This window comes from Mycobacterium sp. URHB0021, assembly GCF_054057895.1.
Genome location: NZ_JBSRZT010000002.1, coordinates 1384153 through 1407623 on the forward strand (window position 1 = coordinate 1384153; position 23471 = coordinate 1407623).

The 23471-nt window shown below is 63.1% G+C and carries 19 protein-coding genes and 1 pseudogene; 14 read left to right on the forward strand and 6 right to left on the reverse strand.

Annotated elements, in window-relative coordinates:
* Positions 1-1164: 1164 nt before the first annotated feature.
* The 7 genes and pseudogenes from ACVWWN_RS08995 (at position 1165) to ACVWWN_RS09025 (ending at position 8972) form a co-directional block, all read left to right on the forward strand.
* A complete protein-coding gene (locus tag ACVWWN_RS08995) occupies positions 1165-2157 on the forward strand; it encodes a glycosyltransferase family 2 protein (protein ID WP_457143582.1) in 993 nt (330 codons plus the stop codon).
* Between the two features lie 39 nt (positions 2158-2196).
* On the forward strand, positions 2197-3786 hold the full coding sequence (locus tag ACVWWN_RS09000) for a sugar transferase (protein WP_457143583.1): 1590 nt from the start codon (positions 2197-2199) through the stop codon (positions 3784-3786).
* 16 nt (positions 3787-3802) lie between these two features.
* Positions 3803-5122, forward strand: a pseudogene (locus ACVWWN_RS09005) (UDP-glucose dehydrogenase family protein); the annotation flags it as partial.
* Positions 5123-5210: 88 nt separating this feature from the next.
* Positions 5211-6470 carry a methyltransferase domain-containing protein gene (locus ACVWWN_RS09010; protein WP_457143584.1) on the forward strand — a complete coding sequence of 420 codons (1260 nt, stop codon included), beginning with the start codon at positions 5211-5213 and terminating at the stop codon, positions 6468-6470.
* A complete protein-coding gene (locus tag ACVWWN_RS09015) occupies positions 6467-7276 on the forward strand; it encodes a glucose-1-phosphate cytidylyltransferase (RefSeq protein ID WP_457143585.1) in 810 nt (269 codons plus the stop codon). Before ACVWWN_RS09010 ends, ACVWWN_RS09015 begins: the two co-directional genes overlap by 4 nt.
* On the forward strand, positions 7273-7923 hold the full coding sequence (locus ACVWWN_RS09020; protein ID WP_457143586.1) for a PIG-L deacetylase family protein: 651 nt from the start codon (positions 7273-7275) through the stop codon (positions 7921-7923). The genes ACVWWN_RS09015 and ACVWWN_RS09020 overlap by 4 nt, the downstream gene beginning before the upstream one ends.
* Positions 7924-7943: 20 nt before the next feature.
* Entirely contained in the window at positions 7944-8972 is a 1029-nt protein-coding gene (locus ACVWWN_RS09025) for an NAD-dependent epimerase/dehydratase family protein (RefSeq protein ID WP_457143587.1), read from the forward strand.
* On the opposite strand, the gene rfbC is transcribed toward ACVWWN_RS09025, so the two are convergent.
* Positions 8956-9510 (reverse strand): dTDP-4-dehydrorhamnose 3,5-epimerase, encoded by a 555-nt coding sequence (gene rfbC / locus ACVWWN_RS09030; protein WP_457143588.1) that lies wholly within the window; start codon positions 9508-9510, stop codon positions 8956-8958. The two genes, ACVWWN_RS09025 and rfbC, sit on opposite strands and share 17 nt — an antisense overlap.
* Positions 9511-9524: 14 nt before the next feature.
* On the opposite strand from rfbC, the gene ACVWWN_RS09035 reads away from it, so the two are divergent.
* Genes ACVWWN_RS09035 through ACVWWN_RS09045 form a run of 3 tightly spaced genes read left to right on the forward strand, consistent with a single transcriptional unit; the run spans position 9525 to position 12448 of the window.
* Positions 9525-10598: a transferase gene (locus tag ACVWWN_RS09035; protein WP_457143589.1), complete on the forward strand. Its 1074-nt coding sequence runs from the start codon at positions 9525-9527 to the stop codon at positions 10596-10598.
* A gap of 25 nt (positions 10599-10623) precedes the next feature.
* Complete coding sequence (locus ACVWWN_RS09040; protein ID WP_457143590.1) at positions 10624-11514, forward strand: phytanoyl-CoA dioxygenase family protein; 891 nt, start codon at positions 10624-10626, stop codon at positions 11512-11514.
* Positions 11507-12448 carry a TIGR03621 family F420-dependent LLM class oxidoreductase gene (locus tag ACVWWN_RS09045; RefSeq protein WP_457143591.1) on the forward strand — a complete coding sequence of 314 codons (942 nt, stop codon included), beginning with the start codon at positions 11507-11509 and terminating at the stop codon, positions 12446-12448. Before ACVWWN_RS09040 ends, ACVWWN_RS09045 begins: the two co-directional genes overlap by 8 nt.
* Here ACVWWN_RS09045 and ACVWWN_RS09050 read toward each other — a convergent pair.
* The 3 genes from ACVWWN_RS09050 to ACVWWN_RS09060 are packed head-to-tail and all read right to left on the reverse strand — an operon-like array spanning position 12441 to position 15746.
* Positions 12441-13325, reverse strand: a complete 885-nt coding sequence (locus ACVWWN_RS09050; RefSeq protein ID WP_457143592.1) for a glycosyltransferase family 2 protein — start codon at positions 13323-13325, stop codon at positions 12441-12443. The two genes, ACVWWN_RS09045 and ACVWWN_RS09050, sit on opposite strands and share 8 nt — an antisense overlap.
* Before the next feature lie 17 nt (positions 13326-13342).
* A complete protein-coding gene (locus ACVWWN_RS09055; protein ID WP_457143593.1) occupies positions 13343-14827 on the reverse strand; it encodes an oligosaccharide flippase family protein in 1485 nt (494 codons plus the stop codon).
* Positions 14820-15746 (reverse strand): hypothetical protein, encoded by a 927-nt coding sequence (locus ACVWWN_RS09060; protein ID WP_457143594.1) that lies wholly within the window; start codon positions 15744-15746, stop codon positions 14820-14822. The genes ACVWWN_RS09055 and ACVWWN_RS09060 overlap by 8 nt, the downstream gene beginning before the upstream one ends.
* Before the next feature lie 745 nt (positions 15747-16491).
* Here ACVWWN_RS09060 and ACVWWN_RS09065 point away from each other — a divergent pair.
* Positions 16492-17760: a glycosyltransferase family 4 protein gene (locus tag ACVWWN_RS09065; protein ID WP_457143595.1), complete on the forward strand. Its 1269-nt coding sequence runs from the start codon at positions 16492-16494 to the stop codon at positions 17758-17760.
* Positions 17761-17791: 31 nt separating this feature from the next.
* The gene (locus ACVWWN_RS09070) at positions 17792-18367 is read left to right on the forward strand and encodes an acyltransferase (RefSeq protein ID WP_457143596.1); all 576 of its coding nucleotides are present in this window, start codon (positions 17792-17794) and stop codon (positions 18365-18367) included.
* Here the strand turns inward: ACVWWN_RS09070 and ACVWWN_RS09075 are convergent.
* Together ACVWWN_RS09075 and ACVWWN_RS09080 are read right to left on the reverse strand one after the other, a co-directional pair.
* A complete protein-coding gene (locus ACVWWN_RS09075) occupies positions 18354-19463 on the reverse strand; it encodes a DegT/DnrJ/EryC1/StrS family aminotransferase (protein ID WP_457143597.1) in 1110 nt (369 codons plus the stop codon). The genes ACVWWN_RS09070 and ACVWWN_RS09075 overlap by 14 nt on opposite strands.
* Positions 19460-20530 carry a Gfo/Idh/MocA family protein gene (locus tag ACVWWN_RS09080; RefSeq protein WP_457143598.1) on the reverse strand — a complete coding sequence of 357 codons (1071 nt, stop codon included), beginning with the start codon at positions 20528-20530 and terminating at the stop codon, positions 19460-19462. The genes ACVWWN_RS09075 and ACVWWN_RS09080 overlap by 4 nt, the downstream gene beginning before the upstream one ends.
* Positions 20531-20863: 333 nt before the next feature.
* On the opposite strand from ACVWWN_RS09080, the gene ACVWWN_RS09085 reads away from it, so the two are divergent.
* Positions 20864-22114: a glycosyltransferase family 4 protein gene (locus ACVWWN_RS09085; protein WP_457143599.1), complete on the forward strand. Its 1251-nt coding sequence runs from the start codon at positions 20864-20866 to the stop codon at positions 22112-22114.
* A gap of 331 nt (positions 22115-22445) precedes the next feature.
* Positions 22446-23468, forward strand: coding sequence for a glycoside hydrolase family 16 protein (locus ACVWWN_RS09090; RefSeq protein WP_457143600.1), 1023 nt, complete (start codon positions 22446-22448; stop codon positions 23466-23468).
* Positions 23469-23471: the final 3 nt, after the last annotated feature.

The window sequence follows — 23471 nt, forward strand, 5'->3', positions numbered from 1 at the left end:
GACCGAGCAGGAATTGCCGGTTTCCCCGAGTATAGTTTGCTGAAACTGCGATTTTAGGTACTTTTTACAAAGCTGTCTGTGGCACGGTCCTACGATTGGCCGACCGGGAGCCCCGCGCGCCGGGCGGCAGCCGGGGTGGCACCGCCACGGCGTCGTCGTGCTGAGTGGCAAAACCCCTGCCAGGCGAACTGGCGGACGTCGGCGAACTGTCCCTTGCGTGCCGAGGCGGGCGCGATCGCGACACGTCGTGGCGGGGCCGCCGGGTGCCGGGGCCCGCCGGGTGGGTCGCCGCCCACGCCGTCGTTGGCTTGGGTCGCTTCTCCGGGTCCTTCCGGTGGCGCGTTGAACCAGGGCGTCGCCGGGGCCGCCGGCCCGACGACCGCTGGCCGAAATCGACCGCATGACGGCGCCGGTACCCAAGCCGTTGAGCGTCGCCGGCGCGGACAGCAACCCTTAGCGCCAACCGTTTTGTCCGCGATTTTCGCCCTCGGATACGCCACCAAACTTAATTGCTCGAAAGCGCTGCGGCGATGACATCAGGCCGAAAACGGGATGGCCGGCGGTCACGGTGGCGAGTCGGCCGATCCCCGGCGAGATTGACGTTCCCGCCGATTGCTGAAACTGCAGATTTATGACGGCTCACGCAAACGTAGGCCGTTCGGTAGACATCTGTTGTCGCAGCGGATCTAGCAGTTCAACTGGGCAAACAACGCGGTGAACTTTGCGCGCGCCGTGGTGGCGCGGGGGTCGGTAGTTGCGAACACAAATAAGGCGAAAACTTTGCTTGTCGACTGCGGCAGCAATTGATACCTTTTCCCCAATCGCGGCGATCATGACGCTTCGGTGGGGAGAACAGCAAACGGGGCGATGTGTTGCCGAACGTGCAGCCCGGCGACAGGGCGCGCTCGGCGGTCGGATGCCATCGAACTGGACGAAAACGCACAACGGGGGGCCGGAGGAGCCGGTCCGAGACAAGACGGATCAGTTCGCAGTGCTCAATCACTGCAACTACTTAGCGGATCGGAAGTACGCCATGACTCTCGCTTTCGAGGGCAACGCGCATCGACTTAGCTCCGACCCTGCCCCGGTTTGTTGCCGTTGCGAGCCGTGCGGCGGGGTTCCTGGCGAACCCCGAAGTTCATTCGACGCGGCTCGGTGACTGACATGGGCACGCTGCTCGAACTTCCAGTAACCAGCGCCGTCCGAAGCTGGTCGGACATCGCCGAGGCATACCGTCGACCGACCGCCACGCCGAGCGGAAAGCGTTCCGTGCGGCGGCCGACGGTCTCGGTCTGCATCGTCGCCAACCGGCCGTCGCGCCGGATGCAGGCGATGATCGACAGCATCCTCGGGCAACGGTTCCAGGACCTGGAGATCGTCGTCGTCGGCAACGCAACGTTGTATATCAAGCGCGCCATGCTCGCGCGGCCGGCAGACGAGCGTCTGCGCATCATCAGGACGGATGCTGTGCTCTCCCCGTGTGAGAGTTTCAACCTCGCGGTTCGGCACAGTCGAGGAAGGTTTGTCAAGCTACTGAGCCCTGATGCCACCCTTCACCCCGACGTCATCGCTGAGCAGGTCAAGGTGCTCGAGTCGAATCACGGGGTCGCGCTGGTCTCCAGCGGAACGGAGTACACCGACGATGCCGGCCGAGTTGTGGCGCGTCGCCGACCTTTTGCGCGCAGTGTCGGCCGCTACTCCGCGCGGCGCGTGGTCAAGACGATCGTCCTCCGTGGTGACAATCCGATCGGTCCCTTGACCGCGACGATGTTTCGACGTACGGATTTCAGGCGCTGTGGCGCATTCACAGAGGATTTCGCGACGTCGCCGGAGCTTGATCTGTGGATCCGGCTACTTCGGTTCGGCGACTTCTTTTATCTGCCTGAACCTGTCTTGACGGTCCACGAAAGCCAGGACAGTCCCGGTGCCCTGACCGAGCGGCGTCGCCTTCGCCAACGACTTGTCGAGTGGTCCGTTTTTCGGCGCCCGTCGACCACCGATCGCATAGTCGAATACCTCAACTGTTGCCTGGCCAAGATGCACAGCGCTATTCCTCTGCGCCGCATCAGCTTTCGCAGCTCCTCGGCATCAAACCACGCCTCGACTCTAACCAGGATTGGAGAACACGGTAATGTCACCTCGATCGTCGGTAGATAGCCGCGTATCCGCACCCAGTGTCACAGCTGAGGTGCGGCGATGACACAGACGGATATCGACACCAGGGGGGTCGACGACCGACCGCCCAACGGGTCGGGCAATTCAGACGCCGTCGGTGAGCAGATCGCGCCAGTGTTCGATCATCGCGGCTCCAACGGGACTGCCCCGTTGACTATTTCGCGCCTTCTTCCCAGCCAGGTTTTCGAACGCACCCGGTGGCAGCGCCGATACATCACCAAACTGCAGCTGACCGACACTCTGGTGGTAGCGGCAGCGGTGGTGCTGGCGCAGTACGCGCGGTTCGGGACGATGTCGCCGCCCGGATACGTCAAGTACTACGTGCCGGCCTTCTCGGTACTGTTTGCCATCGTCTGGCTGTCTGCCCTCGCTGGATTCCATAGCCGTTCTCCGAGGTTGATCGGAACCGGGATCGAGGAATTTCGCCGCGTGGTTGCCGCTTCATTCTGGACTTTCGGCGCGATCGCAATTGTCACCTTGCTCCTCAAACTAGATATCGCACGCGGCTATCTCGCCGTGGCGCTTCCTGCCGGAACCATCGGCTTGGTTCTGACGAGGTCTTTCTGGCGCGGCTATGTGGCTCGCCGGCGCGGGCAGGGCGACTATCTGACCGCCGTGTTGGCCATCGGCGAACGTGATGCGGTGGAACTTCTCGCCACCGAGCTGAGCCGCAATTCAATGGATGGATTTCAGGTCACCGGCGTGGCAATCCCTGGTTATGGCCCGCCCCGGGGCGAACAAATCACCGTCAACGGCCGGATGATCCCGGTAGTCGGAGATGAGACGCACGCATTGGAGGCAATCCGAACCTGCGGTGCCGACACCGTCGCGATCGCCGGAACGGAACACTTCGGTGTTCGGGGCATCCGCAGACTGATTTGGGATCTCGAGACCATGGGCGTCGACCTCGTCGTGTCGACAGGCGTCATGGATGTCGCGCTCTCTCGCCTGGTGATGCGGCCCATCGCCGGCCTGCCGCTGCTGCACATCGAGAAGCCGCAGTACCTCGGCGCCAAACGCTTCGAAAAGCGCGCCTTCGACTTCTGCTTCGCATTGGCGGCCCTGGTCGGGACCTTGCCGATCCTGCTCGCCACGGCGATCGCGGTCAAGCTCACCAGCCGAGGGCCCGTGTTCTACGCCAGTGAACGCATCGGGATCGACGGCAAGCCGTTTGCGATGCTGAAGTTCCGCACCATGGTCAAGGATGCCGACAAGCAGTTGGCTAAATTATTGGCGCAGAACGAATTCGAGGGGCCGCATTTCAAGATCGCAAACGACCCACGGATAACCCCGATCGGGCGCATCCTGCGGCGGTTCAGCATCGACGAGCTGCCCCAGTTCATCAATGTGCTTCGGCATGAGATGAGTGTCGTAGGCCCCCGTCCGCCTTTGCGGCGCGAGGTCGAGGCCTACGACTGTGACGTATTGCGAAAGCTGCTTGTCAAGCCGGGCATCACCGGTCTGTGGCAGGTCAGTGGGCGAGCCGATCTCTCGTGGAATGAGGCCGTTCGGCTGGATCTCGCTTATGTCGACAACTGGTCGATGATCGGAGACCTGTTGATCGTTGCCAAGACGCTGCGGGCCGTTTTCGGCCGCGCGGGCGCCTACTGAGAACGGGGTCTGACGAATGAAGATGGTTGTCCTCGGAACAGGTTATCTCGGCGCCACGCACGCGGCATGCATGGCCGAACTGGGCCATGAAGTCCTCGGGGTCGACATCGATCCCGCCAAGCTGGCAAAGCTCGCGGCGGGCGAGGTTCCGTTCTACGAACCGGGACTCGCCGAGTACCTGAGGCGGGCAACAAGCAATGGGACCCTCCGCTTTTCGTCGTCATACGAAGAGGCCGCGGCGTTCGCCGACGTCTTTTTCGTGGCTGTCGCCACGCCGCAGAAGAAGGGTGAATACGGCGCCGATCTGGCCCATGTCGACGCGGTCATCGCCACACTGGCGCCCTTGCTGAACAAGCCGTCGGTGATCTACGGCAAGTCGACGGTACCGGTGGGGACGGCCGCGAGGCTCGGCGAGCTTGCCCGCGATCTCTCGCCTGCCGGCGATGCCGTAGAGGTGGCGTGGAATCCGGAATTCTTGCGTGAGGGCTTCGCGGTGCAGGACACCCTGCACCCTGACCGCCTGGTTCTGGGCGTCGATGAAGCCGGGTCCGGGCGGGCCGAAAGGCTTGCGCGGGAGATCTACACCGACCTGCTGGGTGCTGGTATTCCGCTCATCGTGACCGATCTGGCAACCGCAGAGTTGGTGAAGGTGTCGGCCAACGCATTCCTGGCAACGAAGATTTCGTTCATCAATGCCATAGCCGAGGTGTGCGAAGCAGTTGGTGCCGACGTGACGGTTCTCGCCGATGCGATCGGGCACGACGGGCGAATCGGGCGCCGCTTCCTCAACGCCGGGATCGGCTTCGGTGGCGGGTGTCTGCCCAAAGACATCCGGGCCTTCATGGCCCGGGCGGGCGAACTCGGAGCCAATCAGGCGCTGACTTTTCTCCGTGAGGTCGACAGCATCAACATGCGACGGCGAACACGGACCGTCGAGATCGCACGCGAGGCGTGTGGAGGCGAATTCATCGGTGCGAGAGTCGCGGTGTTGGGCACCGCGTTCAAACCCGACTCGGACGACGTGCGGGATTCCCCCGCACTGAATGTCGCAGGCCAGATCCAGCTGCAGGGTGCGACTGTCAACGTCTTCGACCCCCAGGCGATGGACAATTCGCGCGCGCTGTTTCCCACGCTGAACTATGCGACGTCGGCAATCGAGGCATGCGAGGGCGCCGATGCGGTGCTGGTCTTGACCGAATGGGCGGAGTTCCGTTCGATCGATCCCGTCGCACTCAGGAGCATCGTCCGATCCGCCTCGGTGATCGACGGACGCAACTGTCTGGATGCCGCGGCGTGGTGCGCAGCTGGTTGGGCATACCGAGCGCTGGGCCGGCCATCTCGTGGGCTGCCAGAGAGTCAGATCAGGAGGCGCGAACTGAAGAAAGCGCCAATCACCTTGTCACACCAAGGAATCGAGGATCCAGTTGCGTTGCCGACTCTGTGATTCGAATCGTCTGATGAGCGTCCTCGATCTGGGCGCGACGCCACCGTGCGAGACGTTCCTCACCGCCGATGAGCTGGATCTGCCGGAAGCCACGTATCCGCTACACCTCCGGCTCTGTGAAGACTGCCTACTGCTGCAGATACCAGCGTTGATCACGCCCGAGGACACGTTCGCGGAGTACGCCTACTTCTCGTCGTACAGCGACAGTTGGGTGCATCATGCGAAGCGGTACGTCGACGATGCCGTGGATCGGCTCGGTCTCGGCCCCGACTCATTTGTTGTGGAGGTCGCCAGCAACGACGGCTACCTGCTTCAGCACGTGGTCGCCGCGGGCATACCTTGTCTGGGCATCGAACCGTCGGTCAACGTGGGAGCCGCGGCTCGCACCCGGGGGGTGCCCACGCAAACAGCCTTCCTGGACGAGCAAACCGCGCTTATGGTGCGAGCCCAGAACGGTCCGGCCGACCTCGTGGTGGCCAACAACGTCTACGCGCACATCCCCGACCTACTTGGTTTCACCCGATCCCTGCGGGGACTGCTGGCCCGAGACGGTTGGTTGAGCATCGAGGTACATCACGCTTTGAACCTCGTCACGCGCGCCCAATTCGACACCATCTATCACGAGCATTTCCAGTACTACACGGTGTTATCCGCGATGGGCGCTCTCGCGACGGCGGGTCTGGCGGTCGTCGACGTCGAGATGGTTCCGACGCATGGCGGCTCGATCCGGCTGTGGGCGCGGCCCGAGGAGAGTGCGGGAGCACCGACCGAGCGAGTCGCGGAGGTCCTTCGGATCGAGGAGCAAGCGGGTCTGCATGGGGTGGACGGCTACCTGCAGTTGCGCCCGCGGACCGAGGCCGTCCGCCATGAGCTGTTGCGGTTCCTTCTCCAGTGCCGCGCCGAGGGTAAGCGGGTGGTCGGGTATGGGGCCCCGGGTAAGGGGAACACACTGCTCAACTACTGCGGCATCCGCAGCGACCTGCTCGAGTACACGGTGGACCGCAATCCGTACAAACACGGTCGCTTCACCCCGGGCACACGCATTCCCATCCACGATCCGGCCCAGATCGAGAAAGACCGCCCGGACGTCGTGCTGGTCCTGCCGTGGAATCTCGAGATCGAGTTGACCGAGCAGCTCGAATACATCACCGAATGGGGGGGACAGCTCGTGTTCCCGCTACCGGAGCTACACACTGCCGCCTTCGGAAACTCCGAGGGCCAGAGGAGGCAAACACCATGAAAGTTGTTCTGTTCTGCGGTGGTTACGGCATGCGAATGCGGAACAGCGCAGAGGATTCCGTGCCGAAGCCGATGCAGATGGTCGGTCCCCGACCGCTGATCTGGCACGTGATGCGCTATTACGCCCACTTCGGTCACAAGGAGTTCGTCTTGTGCCTCGGCTACGGAGCGTCGCACATCAAGAACTACTTCCTGACCTATCAGGAATCCGTGTCGAACGATTTCGTGATGCGTGGAGGTCGAGTCGAGCTGATGCACTCCGACATCAGTGACTGGTCGATCACTTTCGTCGACACCGGTCTCGAGTCGGCAATCGGCGAGCGGCTTCGTCGGGTACGGCCCCACCTCGACGGCGATAACTACTTCCTCGCGAATTACGCCGACGTCCTGACGAACGCGCCGCTTGACCACATGATCGAGGAATTCCACCGGTCCGGCGCGGCCGCGTCGATGATGATCGTGCCGCCGCAACAGTCGTTCCACTGTGTCGAGGTCAGCGAGACAGGGGAGGTGAAGGACATCACCCCGGTCAGCGACCTGCCCATCTGGGAGAACGGCGGATTCTTCGTGCTCTCCCAGGAGATCTTCGACTTGCTGCCTCCGGGTGGGGACCTCGTCGCCGACGTCTGCGGCACGCTCGCGGGGCAGGGCCGGCTGTTCGGCTACAGATACGAAGGCTTCTGGAAGCCGGCAGATACCTTCAAGGAACGGGCTGAACTCGATGCCAAGTACCACAGCGGCGAGAGGCCGTGGGCGCTCTGGGATCAAGAGGAGTCTGCTGCATACGCCACCGCCGGGGCGCCATGATCTCGATCTCCGTTGACGCACATACCGAGATCGCTGTCGTCGGAGCGCATTGTGACGACATCGCGATCGGGATGGGTGGCACCTTGATGAGCCTTTCCAAGAGCCACCCCGGGCTGCGGATCCGCGGGCTGGTGCTCTCCGGCGGGGGCACTGAACGCGAGGCCGAGGAGATCTCGGCCTTGGCCGCCTTCTGCCCGGGTGCAGAAGTGGAGATGAAGATCCTCGACATTCCAGACGGTCGCGCGCCGGCGCACTGGGAACGAATCAAAGCGCAGCTGAGCGATTTTCGCCGGACTTGCAACCCCGAGATCGTATTCGGTCCACAACGCGACGACGCACATCAGGATCATCGGCTGCTCGCGGAACTCCTACCGACAGAGTTCCGTGATCATCTCGTGCTCGGCTACGAGATCCTCAAGTGGGAAACCGACACACCGCGAACCACCATCTTCCATCCACTCGAGATCGGCGTGGCCGAAGAGAAGGCGCGGCTGTTGCTCAAGCATTACCCATCGCAGACGAACCATGACTGGTTCGATGAGCAAGCATTTCTCGGGCTCTCCAGACTCCGCGGCGTCCAATGCCGCAGCCGCCATGCCGAAGCATTCGTCATCGAGAAGGCAACCATCACATTCGAGCGGCGCTGAGGGGCGCGGGAGGAATTGACATGCGAGTACTCGTTACAGGTCATCAGGGTTACCTGGGCACCGTCATGGTGCCGATCCTCCAGGAAGCCGGCCACGACGTAACCGGTTTGGACGCCGGCTTTTTCGCCGACTGCATACTAGGCGCAATCCCCAATGATCCGCCGGGGATGCGGGTGGACCTGAGGGACGTCACCGTCAAGCAGCTCGAGGGTTTCGACGCGGTCATTCATCTGGCGGCCCTGTCCAACGATCCACTGGGTGCGTTGGCGCCGCAGATCACCTACGACATCAACCATCACGCCTCGGTCCGGCTTGCCAGGTTGGCGAAGGCTGCCGGAGTGCGCAGGTTTCTCTATGCCTCCACCTGCTCGGTGTACGGAGCCGCAGGGGGAGATCTGGTCACCGAAAATGCCCCATTGCGACCACTGACCCCCTATGCGGAGAGCAAGGTCAGGGTCGAAGCAGACGTCGCCGCGATCGCCGACGACTCCTTCTCGCCGGTGTTCCTGCGCAACGCCACTGCATTCGGATTCTCGCCGCGGCTTCGCGCTGACATCGTGCTGAACAATCTGGTCGGGCACGCGGTCCTTACGGGCGATGTACGAGTCCTCTCGGACGGCACCCCGTGGCGTCCACTGGTGCACGCGCAGGACATCGCTCTCGCGTTCCGCATCGCACTGGACGCGCCGATCAGCAAGATCCATTGCCGGGCTTACAACGTGGGAAGCGAGCTCAACAATCTGACTGTCGCCGAGATCGCGCAATCCGTGGTTGACGTGGTTCCGGGGGCCGACTTACTGATCACCGGTGAGACGGGCGCCGATCCCCGTTCCTATCGGGTGGATTTCTCCGCAATCCGTCAGGCGCTGGGATACGAGGCGGCGTGGACGGTGCCCGAAGGCGCCGCCGAACTCTACAAGGAATACATCTCGGCGGGGTTGACCGAACGGGACTTCGCGAAGAAGTTCACCCGCCTTCCTCATCTGGAAGCTCTCCGCGACAGTGGCGTGCTCGATGAATCCATGCGACGAATCACGACAGATGCTTGAGCAATTCGGCCCAGCTTCCGGCGTTGGCGTCACGCTCGGAGACCGTCGAAACCGGCAGCGGCCAGCTGATCGCCAGGTCCGGATCGTGGTATGCCACCCCGAGGTCCTCGGACGGGTCGTGCGGCCGATCGATGCGGTAGCACACGTCGGCAGTAGTGGTCAGCGATTGGAACCCATGCAGAAAGCCGGGCGGTACGTAAAGATGACGGAAATCGCTGTCATCGAGGAGAAAAGCCTGCCGCCGACCGAAGGTTGGCGATTTTCTTCGGATGTCGATCAGTACGTCGTGCACCGCACCGTTGGCGCAGCGGACCAGTTTGGCCTCACCGCGTCCCGAACGGCCGTGCATACCCCGGATCACTCCCTTCGCCGACCGGGACTGCGAGTCCTGGACGAACGAGGCGGCGGCCCCCGGGACGCCGAGGTGAGCATCGAAGACGTCTGCATCGAAAGTCCGGGTGAACAGGCCACGATCGTCCCTGAACGGCTGAGGCACCAGTACCACGACGTCGGCAAGATCAGTCTCTTCAACATCCACATGGAAATGGTGTCATGAGTGTGTGCCGCGGATGCGCGAAAACAAATCTGAGCCGGGTCCTTGATCTCGGAAAGGTGCCGGCGGCTGATTACTTCCCGCTCGCGTCAGAATCGAAGCGCCAGGACGAGTCGCACGAGCTGGCGATGGATCTGTGCGGCGACTGCGGATTGGCGCAGCTCGCCGACGACCAGACCGTCGCCGACGAGCCCCGCGGTGTGGAACCCCAGGCGCTCAAGGATCAGGCCGAGGATGCCGTCGCACGCGTCGACGCGGACGGCTATCTACGAGGGCACACAGTGCTGGAATTCGGCAGCCCGCACGGCGGCAGCTGGCTTCCGCTGCTGACGGAGCGCGGGTACAGCACGGTGGAATCGGGAGCGGATGTGGTGCTGGACTGCTTCGGCATCATGCACGAACCCGACCAGCGCGAGGCCTTCGCCCGGCGTGCGGATGTCGTGCACCCCGATGGGGTGCTGCTTCTCCAATATCACTCGATCGTCACCATCGTCGAGGACGGGCAATGGAATGCGCTGCGGCACGGGCATTTCGCGTACTACTCGATGACAACACTGATGCGCCTGCTCGGCGAGGTGGGACTCAGCGTTGTCACGGCATGGGAATTCGACCTGTACGGGGGAACGGTCTTGATCGCCGCCGTGCACGGCGAGGCAGATCCTGACGAGTCTGTGCTGAGCATCCTCGACACGGAGAACGCGATGGGTATCACCAGTCCGGTCGTGGTCGGTAGCCTGCAGAGCACCGCGGACTGGCACATCGACTCGTTGCGAATCTGGCTGGAAGAAGAGGCGGACGCCGGACGCAGAATCTTCGGCTACGGCGCGGCATCGCGTGCGGTGGCCCTCTTCAGCCGTGCGGGACTCACCTCCAAACTTCTGGCTGCCGTCGCCGACGCCTCACCTGCGAAGCAGGGCAGACGCATGCCGGGCACCAACATTCCGATCGTGTCGCCGGAAAAACTGATCAGGGCGAACCCGCATCGGGTTCTGCTGACGCTGCCTGATCTGCTACCCGAGGTCAGCGCCCGGTACCCGCAACTCGACGGTCGGTGGAAGATCGCCGGACCATGACAACACCAGAAAGGCAGGTACCCCAGTGACCACAATCCTTTTCAACCCCGCCGCCACCGATGACGAGCGACGCGCGCGTCTGTACAACGGGCAGGTGCTGGTGTACGGCGCCTCCCCGGAGTCCCTTGCTCTCGTGCAGCACGCACGCGATCTCATCACCGAGGCGTTCGGCACCCTCGATCCGCAAACCGCGCAGGCGGAGATGCCGGTCGAGGAGTACGCGCGGCTGCTGGCCGAGTTGAAGCCGAAGTTCATTCATCATCCCGAGTCCAAGGAACTGATCAGGCGACTACTGTCCTCCTACCATTGCAACCCGGACCGGACCTACTTCGACGTGCCTCGCCTGCGCACCTCGACATCGGATGGCTATCTGACCTCAGGTATCTCGTATGCGTTCCATCCGCATCGGGACACCTGGTACTCCGCGCCGTTCAGCCAGTTGAACTGGTGGATGCCGATCTACCCGGTGGTACCCGAGAACGTGATGGCCTTCCACCCCCAGCACTGGCGCGATCCGGTACGCAACGGATCTCGGCGCTACAACTACTATGAATGGAACCAGACGAGCCGCCAGACGGCCGCTCAGCACATCACATCCGACACGCGCGACCAACCGAAGCCCGAGGAGCCGGTGCAACTGGAGCCCCATGTCCGGGTCGTGCCGGAAGGCGGTGGTGTGATGCTGTTCTCCGGCAACCAGCTGCACTCGACAGTGCCCAACACATCGGGTCGGACCAGGTTCAGCATCGACTTCCGGACGGTGAACATCGACGACGTGTTGACCCGCAATGAGGCACCGAATGTCGATTCCGAGTGCACGGGAACATCGTTGCGGGACTTCCTGCGCGCATCTGATCTCGAGCGGATGCCCGAGGACGTTGCGCTCGGCTATGAAGGGTTGACGGTGGATGGGTGATCCACTCAGATTCATTGCACCGATGCCACCGTTGTCGTTCGACGGCGGACGTTTCGTCACTGAGGTTCAGCGGTTGGAACATCTCGGTTTCCATACCATCTCCGTATCCCACCACCTCACCAGAGGCTGGCAACTCGGCCTGATCGCCGCGATGGCGTTCATCGCTGCCAGCACCACGCGGACGCGGGTGCTGTCCCTCGTCGCCCAGAACGGTCTCTTTCATCCCGCGCTGCTGGCCAAGGACATCGCGACCATCGACGTGCTGTCCGGTGGCCGCGTCGAACTGGGCATCGGAATAGGCTGGGATAAAGGCGATTACACGTCAATTGGGCATGTGTTCGGTAGTGGGCGGCACAGAGTCGAGAAGTTGACCGAGTCGCTGGAGATCATCCGGCGTTACTTCAACGGCGCTTCAGTCGATTTCGAAGGCAAGCATTATCGTGTAGAAGAGCTGGCGGCATTGCCGCGATGTGCGCAGCGGCCGAATCCACCGATACTGGTCGGGGCAGGCGGACCGAGGATGCTCGAGCTGGCCGGAAGGAAGGCTGACATCGTCGGTATCCATGCGTATATGGGCGAGGGACGGATCGGCAGGTCCGTGGTCGCCGACCTGACGGCCGATTCGCTCCAGGACAAGATCAGGCGGGTGCGCGCAGCCGCCGATGCCGCTGGACGGCCTGCGCCCCGTCTGCAGTTCAGCTGTCATTACGTCCGCGTCACGGATGCACCCGACCGCCAGGGCCCACGTTCATCGTGGGCGGCTTTCGTCGAGGCCGAGAAGGACCACTTGAAGGATTCTCCCGCAGTCCTGGAGGGCACGGCGGCGGAGTGCGCCGATCAACTCCTGGAGTGGCGGGATCGGTTCGGTATCACCTATTGGAATCTCGGTCCCGATGTCGACGCAGTCAGTCGAATCATCGAACGACTCAACTGACCAGTCCCCGCGCGATGCTCAGCAGTTTGCGACCTCGGCGCACGGCCACCCGCCGCTGGCGACGCACGTACATCCGGAGAACCGCCGACCTGGCCCGGCTCCGCTGCTGATCGTCGAGGTCACACCTCTCGAGCCAGCCAAGCATCTCCCGGCATTGCAACGTGGTCGCGAAACGCGCATGCCACGAGGGCGTTTCGAGCCTGCGCGCGAGGACCGACAGAGGCTCATGTCCCCAATTGCGCCTCACCAGTATTTCTGGCACGTGCGCCCACGGCCCGGCGAGCGCGAGCTTGGTGGCGAACACCTCGTCTTCGCGCAGCATGTTGCGCCGCTCGATTCCCATCACGGCTTCGCGCCGGAACATGCCGTACAGAGGATCCATCAGAAGGTAGCTCTCGTTGAGCAGCCTCAGCATCTCGGAGAAACGGGTGACCGGATCGTCCGAGCCGAGCCCGGCGCCGTCGTATGCAGCGGTTTGGCTCAGACCGTCCGGGCCGACGTAACTGATCTGGCTGGTCACCAGGATCAGCCGAGCGTCGGTCTCGAACGCCTCCAGCGCCCGCGAAACGCAGTTCGGCTCCAACCAGTCGTCGTCGCCCACCCAGCGGAAGTATGTGCCCGTCGCGAGCCTCATCGCGCTCATGAAGTTGTTCAGCAGCCCCATATTAATTGGGTGGCGGTGATAGACGATTCGGTTGTCATTCGAAGCGAATCCGCGACACAGCTCCTCGGTCTCGTCTGTGGAGGCGTTGTCGCAGATCACCAGTTCCAGATTCTCGTGATCCTGGGTCAGCACGGATTTGACTACGCGTTCGATTAGGTGGGCGCCGTTGCGGACCGGTAGTCCGATCGAGACCAACGACTTGGTGTCGCGCATTTGAACTCCCTTGTCACTTACCGGAAGTGGTGCCGCAGCGCGGTTACCCGGCGAAAATTGTGCAGTGGAACGACGGCCAGGATGTAGACGATCAATCCCGTTCCGCCGGCAAGCAGCAGGTGGATGAATGCAATTCCGTCGAGAAACGATTCGATCAGCAGGATCACACCCGCCATTGTGGCGGCGCCGATGAGGGGTCGCACCAACGCCGGCAGTGTCGGTTTGAGGCTGACGCCGGCACGGTGCAGCGCCAACACCGCCAGCGGCATGGCGACGAACGCCCCGACGATGCCGTGGGCCATCGCCGCTCCCTGGATGCCATCCAGCCGGGCACCGATCCACAGCGCGGGCACGAGCGCGGCGGCCCAACCGGCGTTCAACCACACGGTGGCCTTGGTAGAGCCCACGGACATCAGAATGTCGAATGCGAATGACGTCAGCATGCGTACGATCATCAGGATGGACAGAAAGCGCACCGCGAGGGCCGCCGGTTCCCACTTCTCGCCGTAGAGGAAATCGACCATTTCAGGGGCGAGGGTCGCCATCACCACCGCGACGGGAAGGATCGCCGCCACCAGCGGTGGCACCGATCGGCGAACACCGAGCGCGAGCGCGTCATCATGCTGCTCGGCCAGCCGGGAGAAGCCCGGCACCGACACGTAACGCACCGCGGTGCCGACGAGGCCAGGTACCCAGCTGGAGATGTTGAATGCCAACAGGTAGTAGCCCAGTGCCACCACGCCGAGCACATTGCCGACGAGCACGAAGTCCGCGTTCAGGAGCACGGCTTCGATGCCGAGGCTGACCGCCAGCGGTGCGCCGTAGATGAGCAGCCTCTTGGTGACCGTGCGGTCCAGCCCGAGCCTGATGGGCAGATCGCCCATCTTGAAGACGATGATGCCCGTGACGACAGCCGCCGCGACCTGCCCCGTCGCCATGCTGTACGCGCCCGCCCCCGCGGCAGCCATCGGCAGGGCCACCGCCACATTGGCCAGCATGCCGATGACGTTGGCCTTGGTCAGCCGGTCCTGTTCGAATCGGCGCATCAACGCGGCCGCGCGCACGGCGGTGATGCCGTCCACGACGATGATGAGTGTCAGTAGCCGTATGAACGGTGTGGCTTCCGGGACGCCGGACAGCGTCGCGATGGCAGGCGCGGTCCAAAACAGCATCCCGTAGACGAAAAGACTTGAGAAAAGGGCGATCAGGGCTGCGGTCGGCGCCATGTCCTCGAGCTTGCCGCGCCACTGCACACAGGCCGCGATGATGCCGAAGTCATTGACCACCATGGCGAAGGTGTTCGCGGCGAGCGCCACTGCGAACACCCCGAAGTCCGCAGGGGACAGCAGCCTGGCCAGCACCAGCCCCAGGGCGAACGAGAACACCTTCGTGATGAGTTGCCCGACCAGGCTCCACGTCAGCCCCCGGCCCGCCTTCCGGCCGATCTGTTCGACGTGCTCCGCGTTCGTGTCGGTGGCCGCCAGATTAGCGCCCTCAGGCACGCTCAAGCCATATCTCCCGCCAGAAAGGAATGAACTGGCGCGGGCAGCTCGCGTGATTCGCGCCGCTACAGACGATGTCCTCCAGCATGATGCACGGGGTCTTCATGGTCAGCAGCTTCCCGGTCTCCTCGTCGATGCATTTGGTCACCCGCGCCGCCACCCGCGCTGTTTGGCCGCAGAGGCGCGCCATCTCTTCCTCGAAGCCCATCCCTCGGTTGAGCCTGTCCTTGTTGAGCGTTGCCTCGATCTGCTCCTTGGTCTTGATGCGGACCATCTCGCCGGGCTGCAGATTGAGCCGCTCGGTCGGTGTCGTGCCGACAACGCGTCCCTTCACGAAGCCCCATGGCAGGCCGTCGCGGAACCAGAGCCGCCTCGGCAGCAGTTGTTTGTTGAGGTTCTGCAGCCGATTGAACATCACCACCAGGAAAGCCATGAACGACGCCCAGGCTGTGACGTTTCCGGTCTTGACGTCGGTGACGTACTGGCCGAGCTTGCGAGTGGGCAGACAGATCGGGGCGGCGCGGATCAATTCAGTGGCCTGGCATGAGTACCGCGGTTCACCGTCGGGTCCGGGCTCCCTGCGGGTATTGACTTCCAGCAGCGGCAAATCGATCCGGCCGGGGCTCGCAGAAGCCGCATCACCCGGCTCAACGCGCTTGAGCCAGGCCTCTTTCCAATAGATCAGGCACGCGGTCTGGCAGCCGCCGTGCGACGCACCGTCACAGCGCGAATTCGTCAGGTGCACCGCGTTCTCCATCCTGTGCAGGCCGGTGCCGCTGATGGTGTCGCAGAACTTGTGTGCCACCTTGTTCACCGTGAGGCGCTGGCCGCAGAACTTGAGCATCTCCGGCATGAACGGCAGACGCTCGTACTCACCTCGTTCATCGAGGGTTGCCATGATTTCGTCGGAGCTGCGCACCTCGACAAGATCGCCGACTCGTAATCCCGATGCAGTCGCGGTGGTCGCCAGCCGCGTTGTCCTAGTTACCACTTCGTCCTACCCCCTTGGCGCTTGCCGCCGCTATCCGCCGCCGCTATGGCCGGCTGACTCAAATAGATGCTGAAAGCACGCGTGAAAACTAGCATGTGTTTGCTGTGATGGCTACCAGCCAACCGATAATAGCTCGACGAAGGCCTCGTGTCTTCTGAAGTCAGTTAAATTCGCATCGCGCCGGCCCTGCCCCGGCGGCACGCCGGACCGAATATTCACAGCATGCTCACAGCGTGACGCTCCCTGGTGACCTGAAGGCCACTATCAGGGAAGTAGTGCCGCACGAATGGGTGGGGTGGCGGTCCATCGAGTGCATGACGTCGACCACTGTCCCACCGGCAGCGCGATCAAGCGTGGACGGAGGCGATCACTCGGCGACGCTGACGATAGTTTCGATTGCAGGAAACCTATGAACAGTTGCCAGCACCGCCACTTGCGGTATTCATGCGGTGCTGCGATCCGAAAACCCGGGCGGAGCTGGCCAGACACCGCCCCCGATCGCAAACTTCGGGAGTGGCCCGAAGTGTACTGCCCATGCGATCCGGGAGGAACTGGACGGGCAATGCTATGACTCCCGTCGATATTGGCCGTATGCTGCGTGACAAGCCCGTGCGAGTATATTTCCGCAATCAATCCACTGGGAATCTGAGATGGGTGCCGGGGAGGTCCGTTGATGGCTGATGACGTTGGTGACAGCGAAGTACTCGATGACGCCCGCCCCCCTTCATTTCCGAGGGCAGGCCACATCTTGATCCTCGTCGAGAACCTGTCGGTGCCGTCCGACCGGCGGGTGTGGCAGGAGAGTCGTGCGCTGGTCGAGGCGGGTTTCGCGGTGACGGTGATCTGCCCGGTTGGCCCCACCCGCGATCGTGAACGCCAGACGGTGATCGACGGGATTCGCATCCTGCGATTCCCGTTGCGGCCGGCGGCAGGGGGCGTGGTCGGCTACTTCCGGGAGTACACGATGGCGCTGTGGCATATCCTGCGCCTCGCGGTCAAAGTGCGCCGGGAAGGCCGCATCGATGTCGTGCAGGCGTGCAACCCGCCCGATTTGCTGTTCCTGATCGCGCTCGTGCTGCGCCCGTTCGGCGCGCGGTTCGTCTTCGATCACCACGATCTGGTGCCCGAGCTCTTTCAGTCCCGATTCCCCGACGGCGGGAGCATTCTCCACCGGCTGGTGAGGTATGCCGAACGACTCAACTTCGCCGCCGCCGATGCGGTGATCTCGACCAACGAGACATATCGCAAGATCGCAATCGACCGCGGCAAGATGTCTCCCGACCGGGTCGTGGTGGTCCGCAACGCGCCCGATCTCCGCCGCTTCGCCCAACGTGATCCGGACCCGAACTTGCGTCGTGGCAAGGACTACCTGCTCGCGTATCTGGGCGTGATGGGGCCCCAGGACGGGGTTGATTACGCTCTGCGCGCACTCGCGCTGCTCAAAGACAAGATCGGGCGTGACGACGTCCATTGTCTCTTCATGGGCTCGGGGGACGCGCTCGACGAGATGGTCGCGTTGAGTGACGAATTGGGGCTCACCGATATGGTGGAGTTCGCCGGCTGGGTGGGGGACGACGCCATTCAACGCGGTCTGTCCAGCGCCGACGTATGCCTGGCGCCAGACCCCATGAGTCCCCTCAACAATGTGTCGACGATGACGAAAGTCGCCGAGTACATGGCGATGAGCCGGCCGATCGTGGCATTCGATCTTGCCGAGGAACGCGTTTCGGCCGGTGACGCAGCCGTGTACGTCCCGTGCAACGACGAGTACGCCTTCGCGCTGGCGATCGATGAGTTATTGAAGGATCCGGTGCGGCGGCGTTCGATGGGTGAAGTGGGGCGCGGACGTGTCCAGGAAGAACTCTCCTGGGACGTATCCAGCCGAAAGCTGGTTGAGTTCTATCGGCAACTGATCGGCCTGCCGGCGAATGTCGCTCGATAGAGTCGAAACTGTCTGTCAGACAAGATTTGTCATGAACTCAGGAACCCCCAACGGAGTCTTCGTCCATCCACACGGACTGTGCGAGAGTGAGCATGTCGGCGCCGGAACCAGGATCTGGGCGTTCGCGCACGTCCTGGGTGGCGCTGAGATAGGGCGCGACTGCAATATCTGTGACCATGCCTACGTCGAAGGCGGTGTGACGATCGGCGACCGTGTGACGGTCAAGAATCGTGTCCTCCTGTTCGAGGGTGTGACGGTCGAGGATGATGTATTTCTCGGGCCGGCGGTCGTTTTCACGAATGACATGCGACCGCGGGCGGCGATCAAGCGCAGCGGCGAAGGCCTCCTTCCGACGGTGGTCCGGGCGGGCGCCACGTTGGGGGCCGGTGTCGTCGTCGTGTGCGGTTCGACGATTGGTGCGCATGCATTCATCGGGGCGGGCGCAGTGGTTACCAAAGACGTTCCCGCGCATGGGTTTGTCGTCGGAAACCCCGGTCGTGTGATCGGCTGGGCGTGCGAATGCGGAACGCGGCTTGATGATTGTCTGCGTTGCGCGTGCGGGCTCTCCTACCAGGATGAACCCACGGGACTCGTCAGGTTGGGTTGACCGCCGCGGATAGCGTGGCCACGACGTGCTGCTGCTGCGCCTGGGTGATGTGCGGGTACAGCGGAAGCGAGAGAATCTGCTTCGCCGCTGCCTCGGCAACCGGAAAGTCGCCCGCGCGATAGCCGAGCGGGGCGAAGGCGCCAGTGAGGTGAACCGGCGTGGGGTAGTGGATACCGGCCCCGATGCCAGCGGCATTCATCTCGGTGAGCACCTGGTCGCGATCGTCGATCTGGACCACGAAAAGATGCCACACGTCCTCATTGGCGGGATCGGTCACGGGGATGCGGACCTCGGGCACTTCGCGAAGCAGTTCAAGGTATTTCGCGGCGGCGCCTCGCCGCAGATCGTTCCATCTACTCAGCCGCCGCAGCTTCGCCCGCAGCACCACCGCCTGGATGGCATCCAGGCGCGAGTTGAAGCCGACGACGTCGTGCACGTATTTGCGGTCGCTGCCGTGTGCCGCGATGGTGCGGACCCGAGCCGCGATGTCCGGGTCATCGGTCAGGACCGCACCCGCGTCGCCGGCTGCGCCGAGATTCTTTCCGGGGTAGAAGCTCGTGCCCGCGGCGACACCGAAGCTGCCGGCCGCCTTGCCCGCGCGTGTGGCGCCCTGCGATTGAGCGGCGTCCTCCACGATCGCCAGGTCGTACGTGCCCGCGACATCGAGCAGCTTGTCCATTGGCGCGGTTTGCCCGAACAAATGGACCGGCACGATGGCTTTTGTCTTGCCGGTGATCGCCTTCTCCACGAGGACCGGATCGATCAACAGGTATTCGGGGTCGACGTCCACCGGTACGGGGATTGCTCCGATGCGGCTGATCGCTTCAGCCGTGGCGATGAAGGTGTTGGCCGGGACGATCACCTCGTCACCCGGCATCACTTCGGTTGCGCGGAGGGCAAGTTCGAGCGCATCGGTGCCGTTGGCGACGCCGACGACGTGGCTGACCCCGGCGAACTCCGCATACTCCCGTTCGAACTCCGCAACCGCGGCACCGCCGATGAAGGCGCCGCTTTCCAGCATTTCCTGCAACTGCGGCGTGATCTCGTCCGCGATCTCCCGGTGCTGCGCGCCGAGATCTACCAGAGGAACTTTCACGCCAGCGTGCCGTCCAACAAGGCCACCGGTGTTTCCGGGCTCACCGGTTTGCCGCGGGCGACCAGACTTTCCGAGATGGCCTCGAGCACCGAGAGCACCCGCAGACCCGCTCGTCCATCCGTCCGCGGTGGACGCTGCTCACGAATGGCGGAGGCGAACTCCGTCACCATCGACGACAAGGCCTCCTTTTCCGGCAATGCGGGAACGGTGATGTCACCCAGTCGATACGAGATGGCGGCGGCCCGGCGCTGATCGGCGTCGCGGGTGCCCTGGGTCGCCAGGTCAATGCCGCGGTCGTGGATCGCCACGCGCTGTTGGGGATTAAGGTCGTCCCACACCAGGGTTCGGTGGCTGCCGCCGATCACCATCTGACGGATCTTGGTGGGCGACATCCAATTGACGTTGACATGTGCGGTGCCGCCGGTAGCGAGAGGCATCGTCACATAGCCCACGCATGCCTTGCCCGCATGCAACGGGTCGGCGCCGGTGGCAGACACCTCCTCCGGCAGGAGTCCGCCCGGCAGAATGTAGTCCAGGATCGACAGATCGTGGGGGGCGAGATCCCAGAAGACATCGATGTCGGGCTGGATCAAACCAAGATTGATGCGGATCGAATCCACGTAGAGGATGTGGCCGAGTACGCCCCGCCGGATGGTGTCGTGGATGTACTGGACTGCCGGCGTGTAGCAGTAGGTGTGATCGACCATCAGCGTCAGCCCGGCCTCGTCCGCGGCCCGCACCATCGCGGCCGCCTCTTCGGTTGTCTGCGCTATCGGTTTTTCCACGACGACATGCTTGCCTGCAGCGAAGGCCGTCAATGCGAGCGAGGCATGCGTCTTCGCCGGAGTGGCAATAGCAACGGCATCGACGTCGTCGCGGGCGAGCAGGCGCTCGACCGATGTCTCGATGTCGACCATGGTCCGCGGACCGACGACCTTACGGGCGCGCGCCTCGTCGAGGTCGCACACCGCGACCAAATCCCAGTCTGGTGAGCCACGGAAGTTCCGGACCAGGTTAGGACCCCAATAACCTGCGCCGATGACGGCGATACGATACGGACGACTCATCGCGAAATCCCCTCGATATTGTTGCTCCCCACACCCAGAGGGACCATGCGACGCGAAACCCGTTGGTCGGGATCGCAATCCTGGTGGTCATCATCAGGCGGGCCGTCAGTTGCCTATGCTACAGCCCAGTTGGCAAACTGGCGATACATTGCCAGAACTAAAATGACGTGCGGATTGCCGAGTGGGTCCACGGGCTTGCCGGCATCACCAGAGAGTGTTGGAGCATCTTTGCGGCATCCCGATTCGCGTCCTGGGCGCTCGTCGACCCGTCAAGATCGGGCGGCGATGTCAAACGCCCTCACCTGCGCGCATGCGCCAACTAAGCTCGACGACATGTCTCGTCGCGCGGTCAGAGTGGCGATTCTGGGTATTAACTACACGCCGGAACCGACGGGAATAGCGCCCTATACGACAGGGCTCGCGTCAGGTCTGACCAAACGGGGACACGACGTCCGAGTGTTGACTGGTTATCCGCACTATCCTCAGTGGAAGCGCTACCGGGGCAGTGCCGGCTTCCGATCCGACGACGAGATCGACGGCGTACGTATTCGCCGGTTCAACCATCACGTGCCAGAAAAGGTGACTTGGCCCGGGCGGGCCGCGATGGAGCTGACGTTCGGGTTGCAGCTGCTCACCGCTGGTTGGGGCAGGCCGGAGGTCGTGGTCTGTGTTACCCCGCCGCTGTTGGCCGCGGCGATGTCGGCGGTGCGCGGCCGGTTGACCCGGCCAAGACCCGCAATCGGGGTCCTGCTGCACGATTCGTACAGCCGCGGTGTTGCCGAGACCGGCGCCGCATCCGGTCTTGTCGCCCGTGCCGTGCGCGTCGTCGAGTCGTCGGCGATCCGGCTGGCCGACGGGGTGGGAGTGATCCATGGGGGATTCACCGCCGATCTGGTCGATCACCTCGGCGTCGACCGGCAGAAGGTCCGCGAGGTTAAAAACTGGACTCACATCACCGCACCGGATCCGTGCGCAAGCGCCGCTTTTCGACATGCACATGGCTGGAGCCCCGACGACGTGGTGGTCCTGCACGCGGGCAACATGGGAGTGAAACAAGGCCTGGAAAACGTGATCGCCGCGGCGAAGCTCGCCGCTCGCAGCAACAGTCGGGCGCGGTTCGTCCTTCTCGGCGACGGCAATCAGCGCGCAAATCTGGAGGCGGCGGGTGCCGGAGTGGGAAATCTGGAGTTCCTGGATCCCGTGAGCGAACAAGAATTTCCCGCCGCACTCGGCTCTGCAGACGTGCTGCTGGTGAACGAGCGTCCGGGTGTTGCGCAGATGGCGGTGCCAAGCAAGCTGACTTCCTATTACCGTTCCGGCAAGCCGATTCTCGCCGCCACCGATCCCGCCGGTTTGACGGCCGCGGAACTGGCGGCGTCGGGTGCCGGTGTTTGGGTGGCCGCTGACCAACCTGACGTCTTGCTCAGTGAGGCACTTCGGCTCGGCACCGACCGCGCTCTTGCCGCCGAGCTCGGTGAGGCCGGTCAGCGGTACTGCAGCGAGCAGCTGTCGGAAGATGCCGCTTTGGATCGCTACGAAGCCTGGATCGGTGATCTGGCGGATATGCGGCGCGCGGGTCGTTAGATTTCCCGGGTGCTGCAAGTCAGCGAACTTGGCTATGATAGCCATAGATATTCACTTCCACGTCAGTCCGCGCTGTCTTCATGGGCGCCATCGCGCCTGGTGGTACCGCTGTGAAACAGCTCGATCTTGTATTAAGGACGGCTGATCAGGTCCCAAATCCGACGGATGACCATCGGCTGCGGCGATGCCGCCCCTGCGGTCTCGCAACCCCGAAAGGGAAAACCCGCCGCAACATAGCGTGCACGAATAGCTAGATGCATAATTGGCAATCAACATACGAAGGGGGCCCGGATGTGCGACGATCCGCGGGTCTGCCCTGGAGGAGTAATCCGTGCACGTCGTTGAGGCCACCGGCTCGAAGGCCCGCAAGCCGATGCGAAGAGCGCATCTGGCCGGTGCTGTGCTGCGCGCGTGCAGGGTTGGCCTCGCCATGGTCGCGGTCCTGCTGATGCTGCCGTCGTGCGGTGTATCCGGCTCGATCGGTACGACCGCCGAAGTCTGCGCCACCGATGAGATCGGCTCGCCGCCAAATTGCGTCACTGCGCCCCCCGCCCCCGCGGCTCCTGGCAAGACGTGGCATCTCGTTTTCTCCGAGGAGTTCAACGGCAATGACTTCGACCACAACAAGCTGACGCCGTGCTTCGACTGGAACTACGCGGACGCCTGCACCGACACTTTCAACAAGGGCAAGGAAACGTACCGGCCGGCGCAGGTCCGGGTGAGCGATGGCACGGCCAAACTCGTTGCCGAACCCCTGGTTCCGCCGGTGCCCGAAGATGCGTGCTACGAGAACATGTGTACCTATAAGGCCGGATTACTCTCCACCGCCCGGCCGAACGCCGACAAGGGTGGCAAATACCTGTTTCCGTTCACCTATGGATATGTGGAGTCCCGGATCAAATACCCCGCCGTCCCGGGTTTCTTCACCGCGTTCTGGATGCTGCCGACCGATCCGTCATACGACTACCGGACCGAGATCGATATCGCCGAGATTCTGGGCGGGGATCCCGAACAGGTGTACATGACCTACCACTACGACAACCGCGAGCAGGAGTCCGAGGTCAATTCGGCGCCGGACAAAACGGATAACGGTGCCTGCCCGGTCCGGGATTACTCGCGGGACTGGACGAGGTTAGGCGTGGACTGGCAACCGGACCACATCGCCTGGTACATCAACGGAGTCAAATGCGGAGAGTTCACCGACGCCTCGCGCATAGAAAACGGGCCCATGCAACTGATTCTCCACATGATGGTCGACAACAATTGGGAGCGAGAGGCGGGGCTGGTTCTCACCGACCAGCTGCTCGTCGACCAGCTCGAAGTCGACTACATCCGCGTATACCAACAGCAGTGAGGG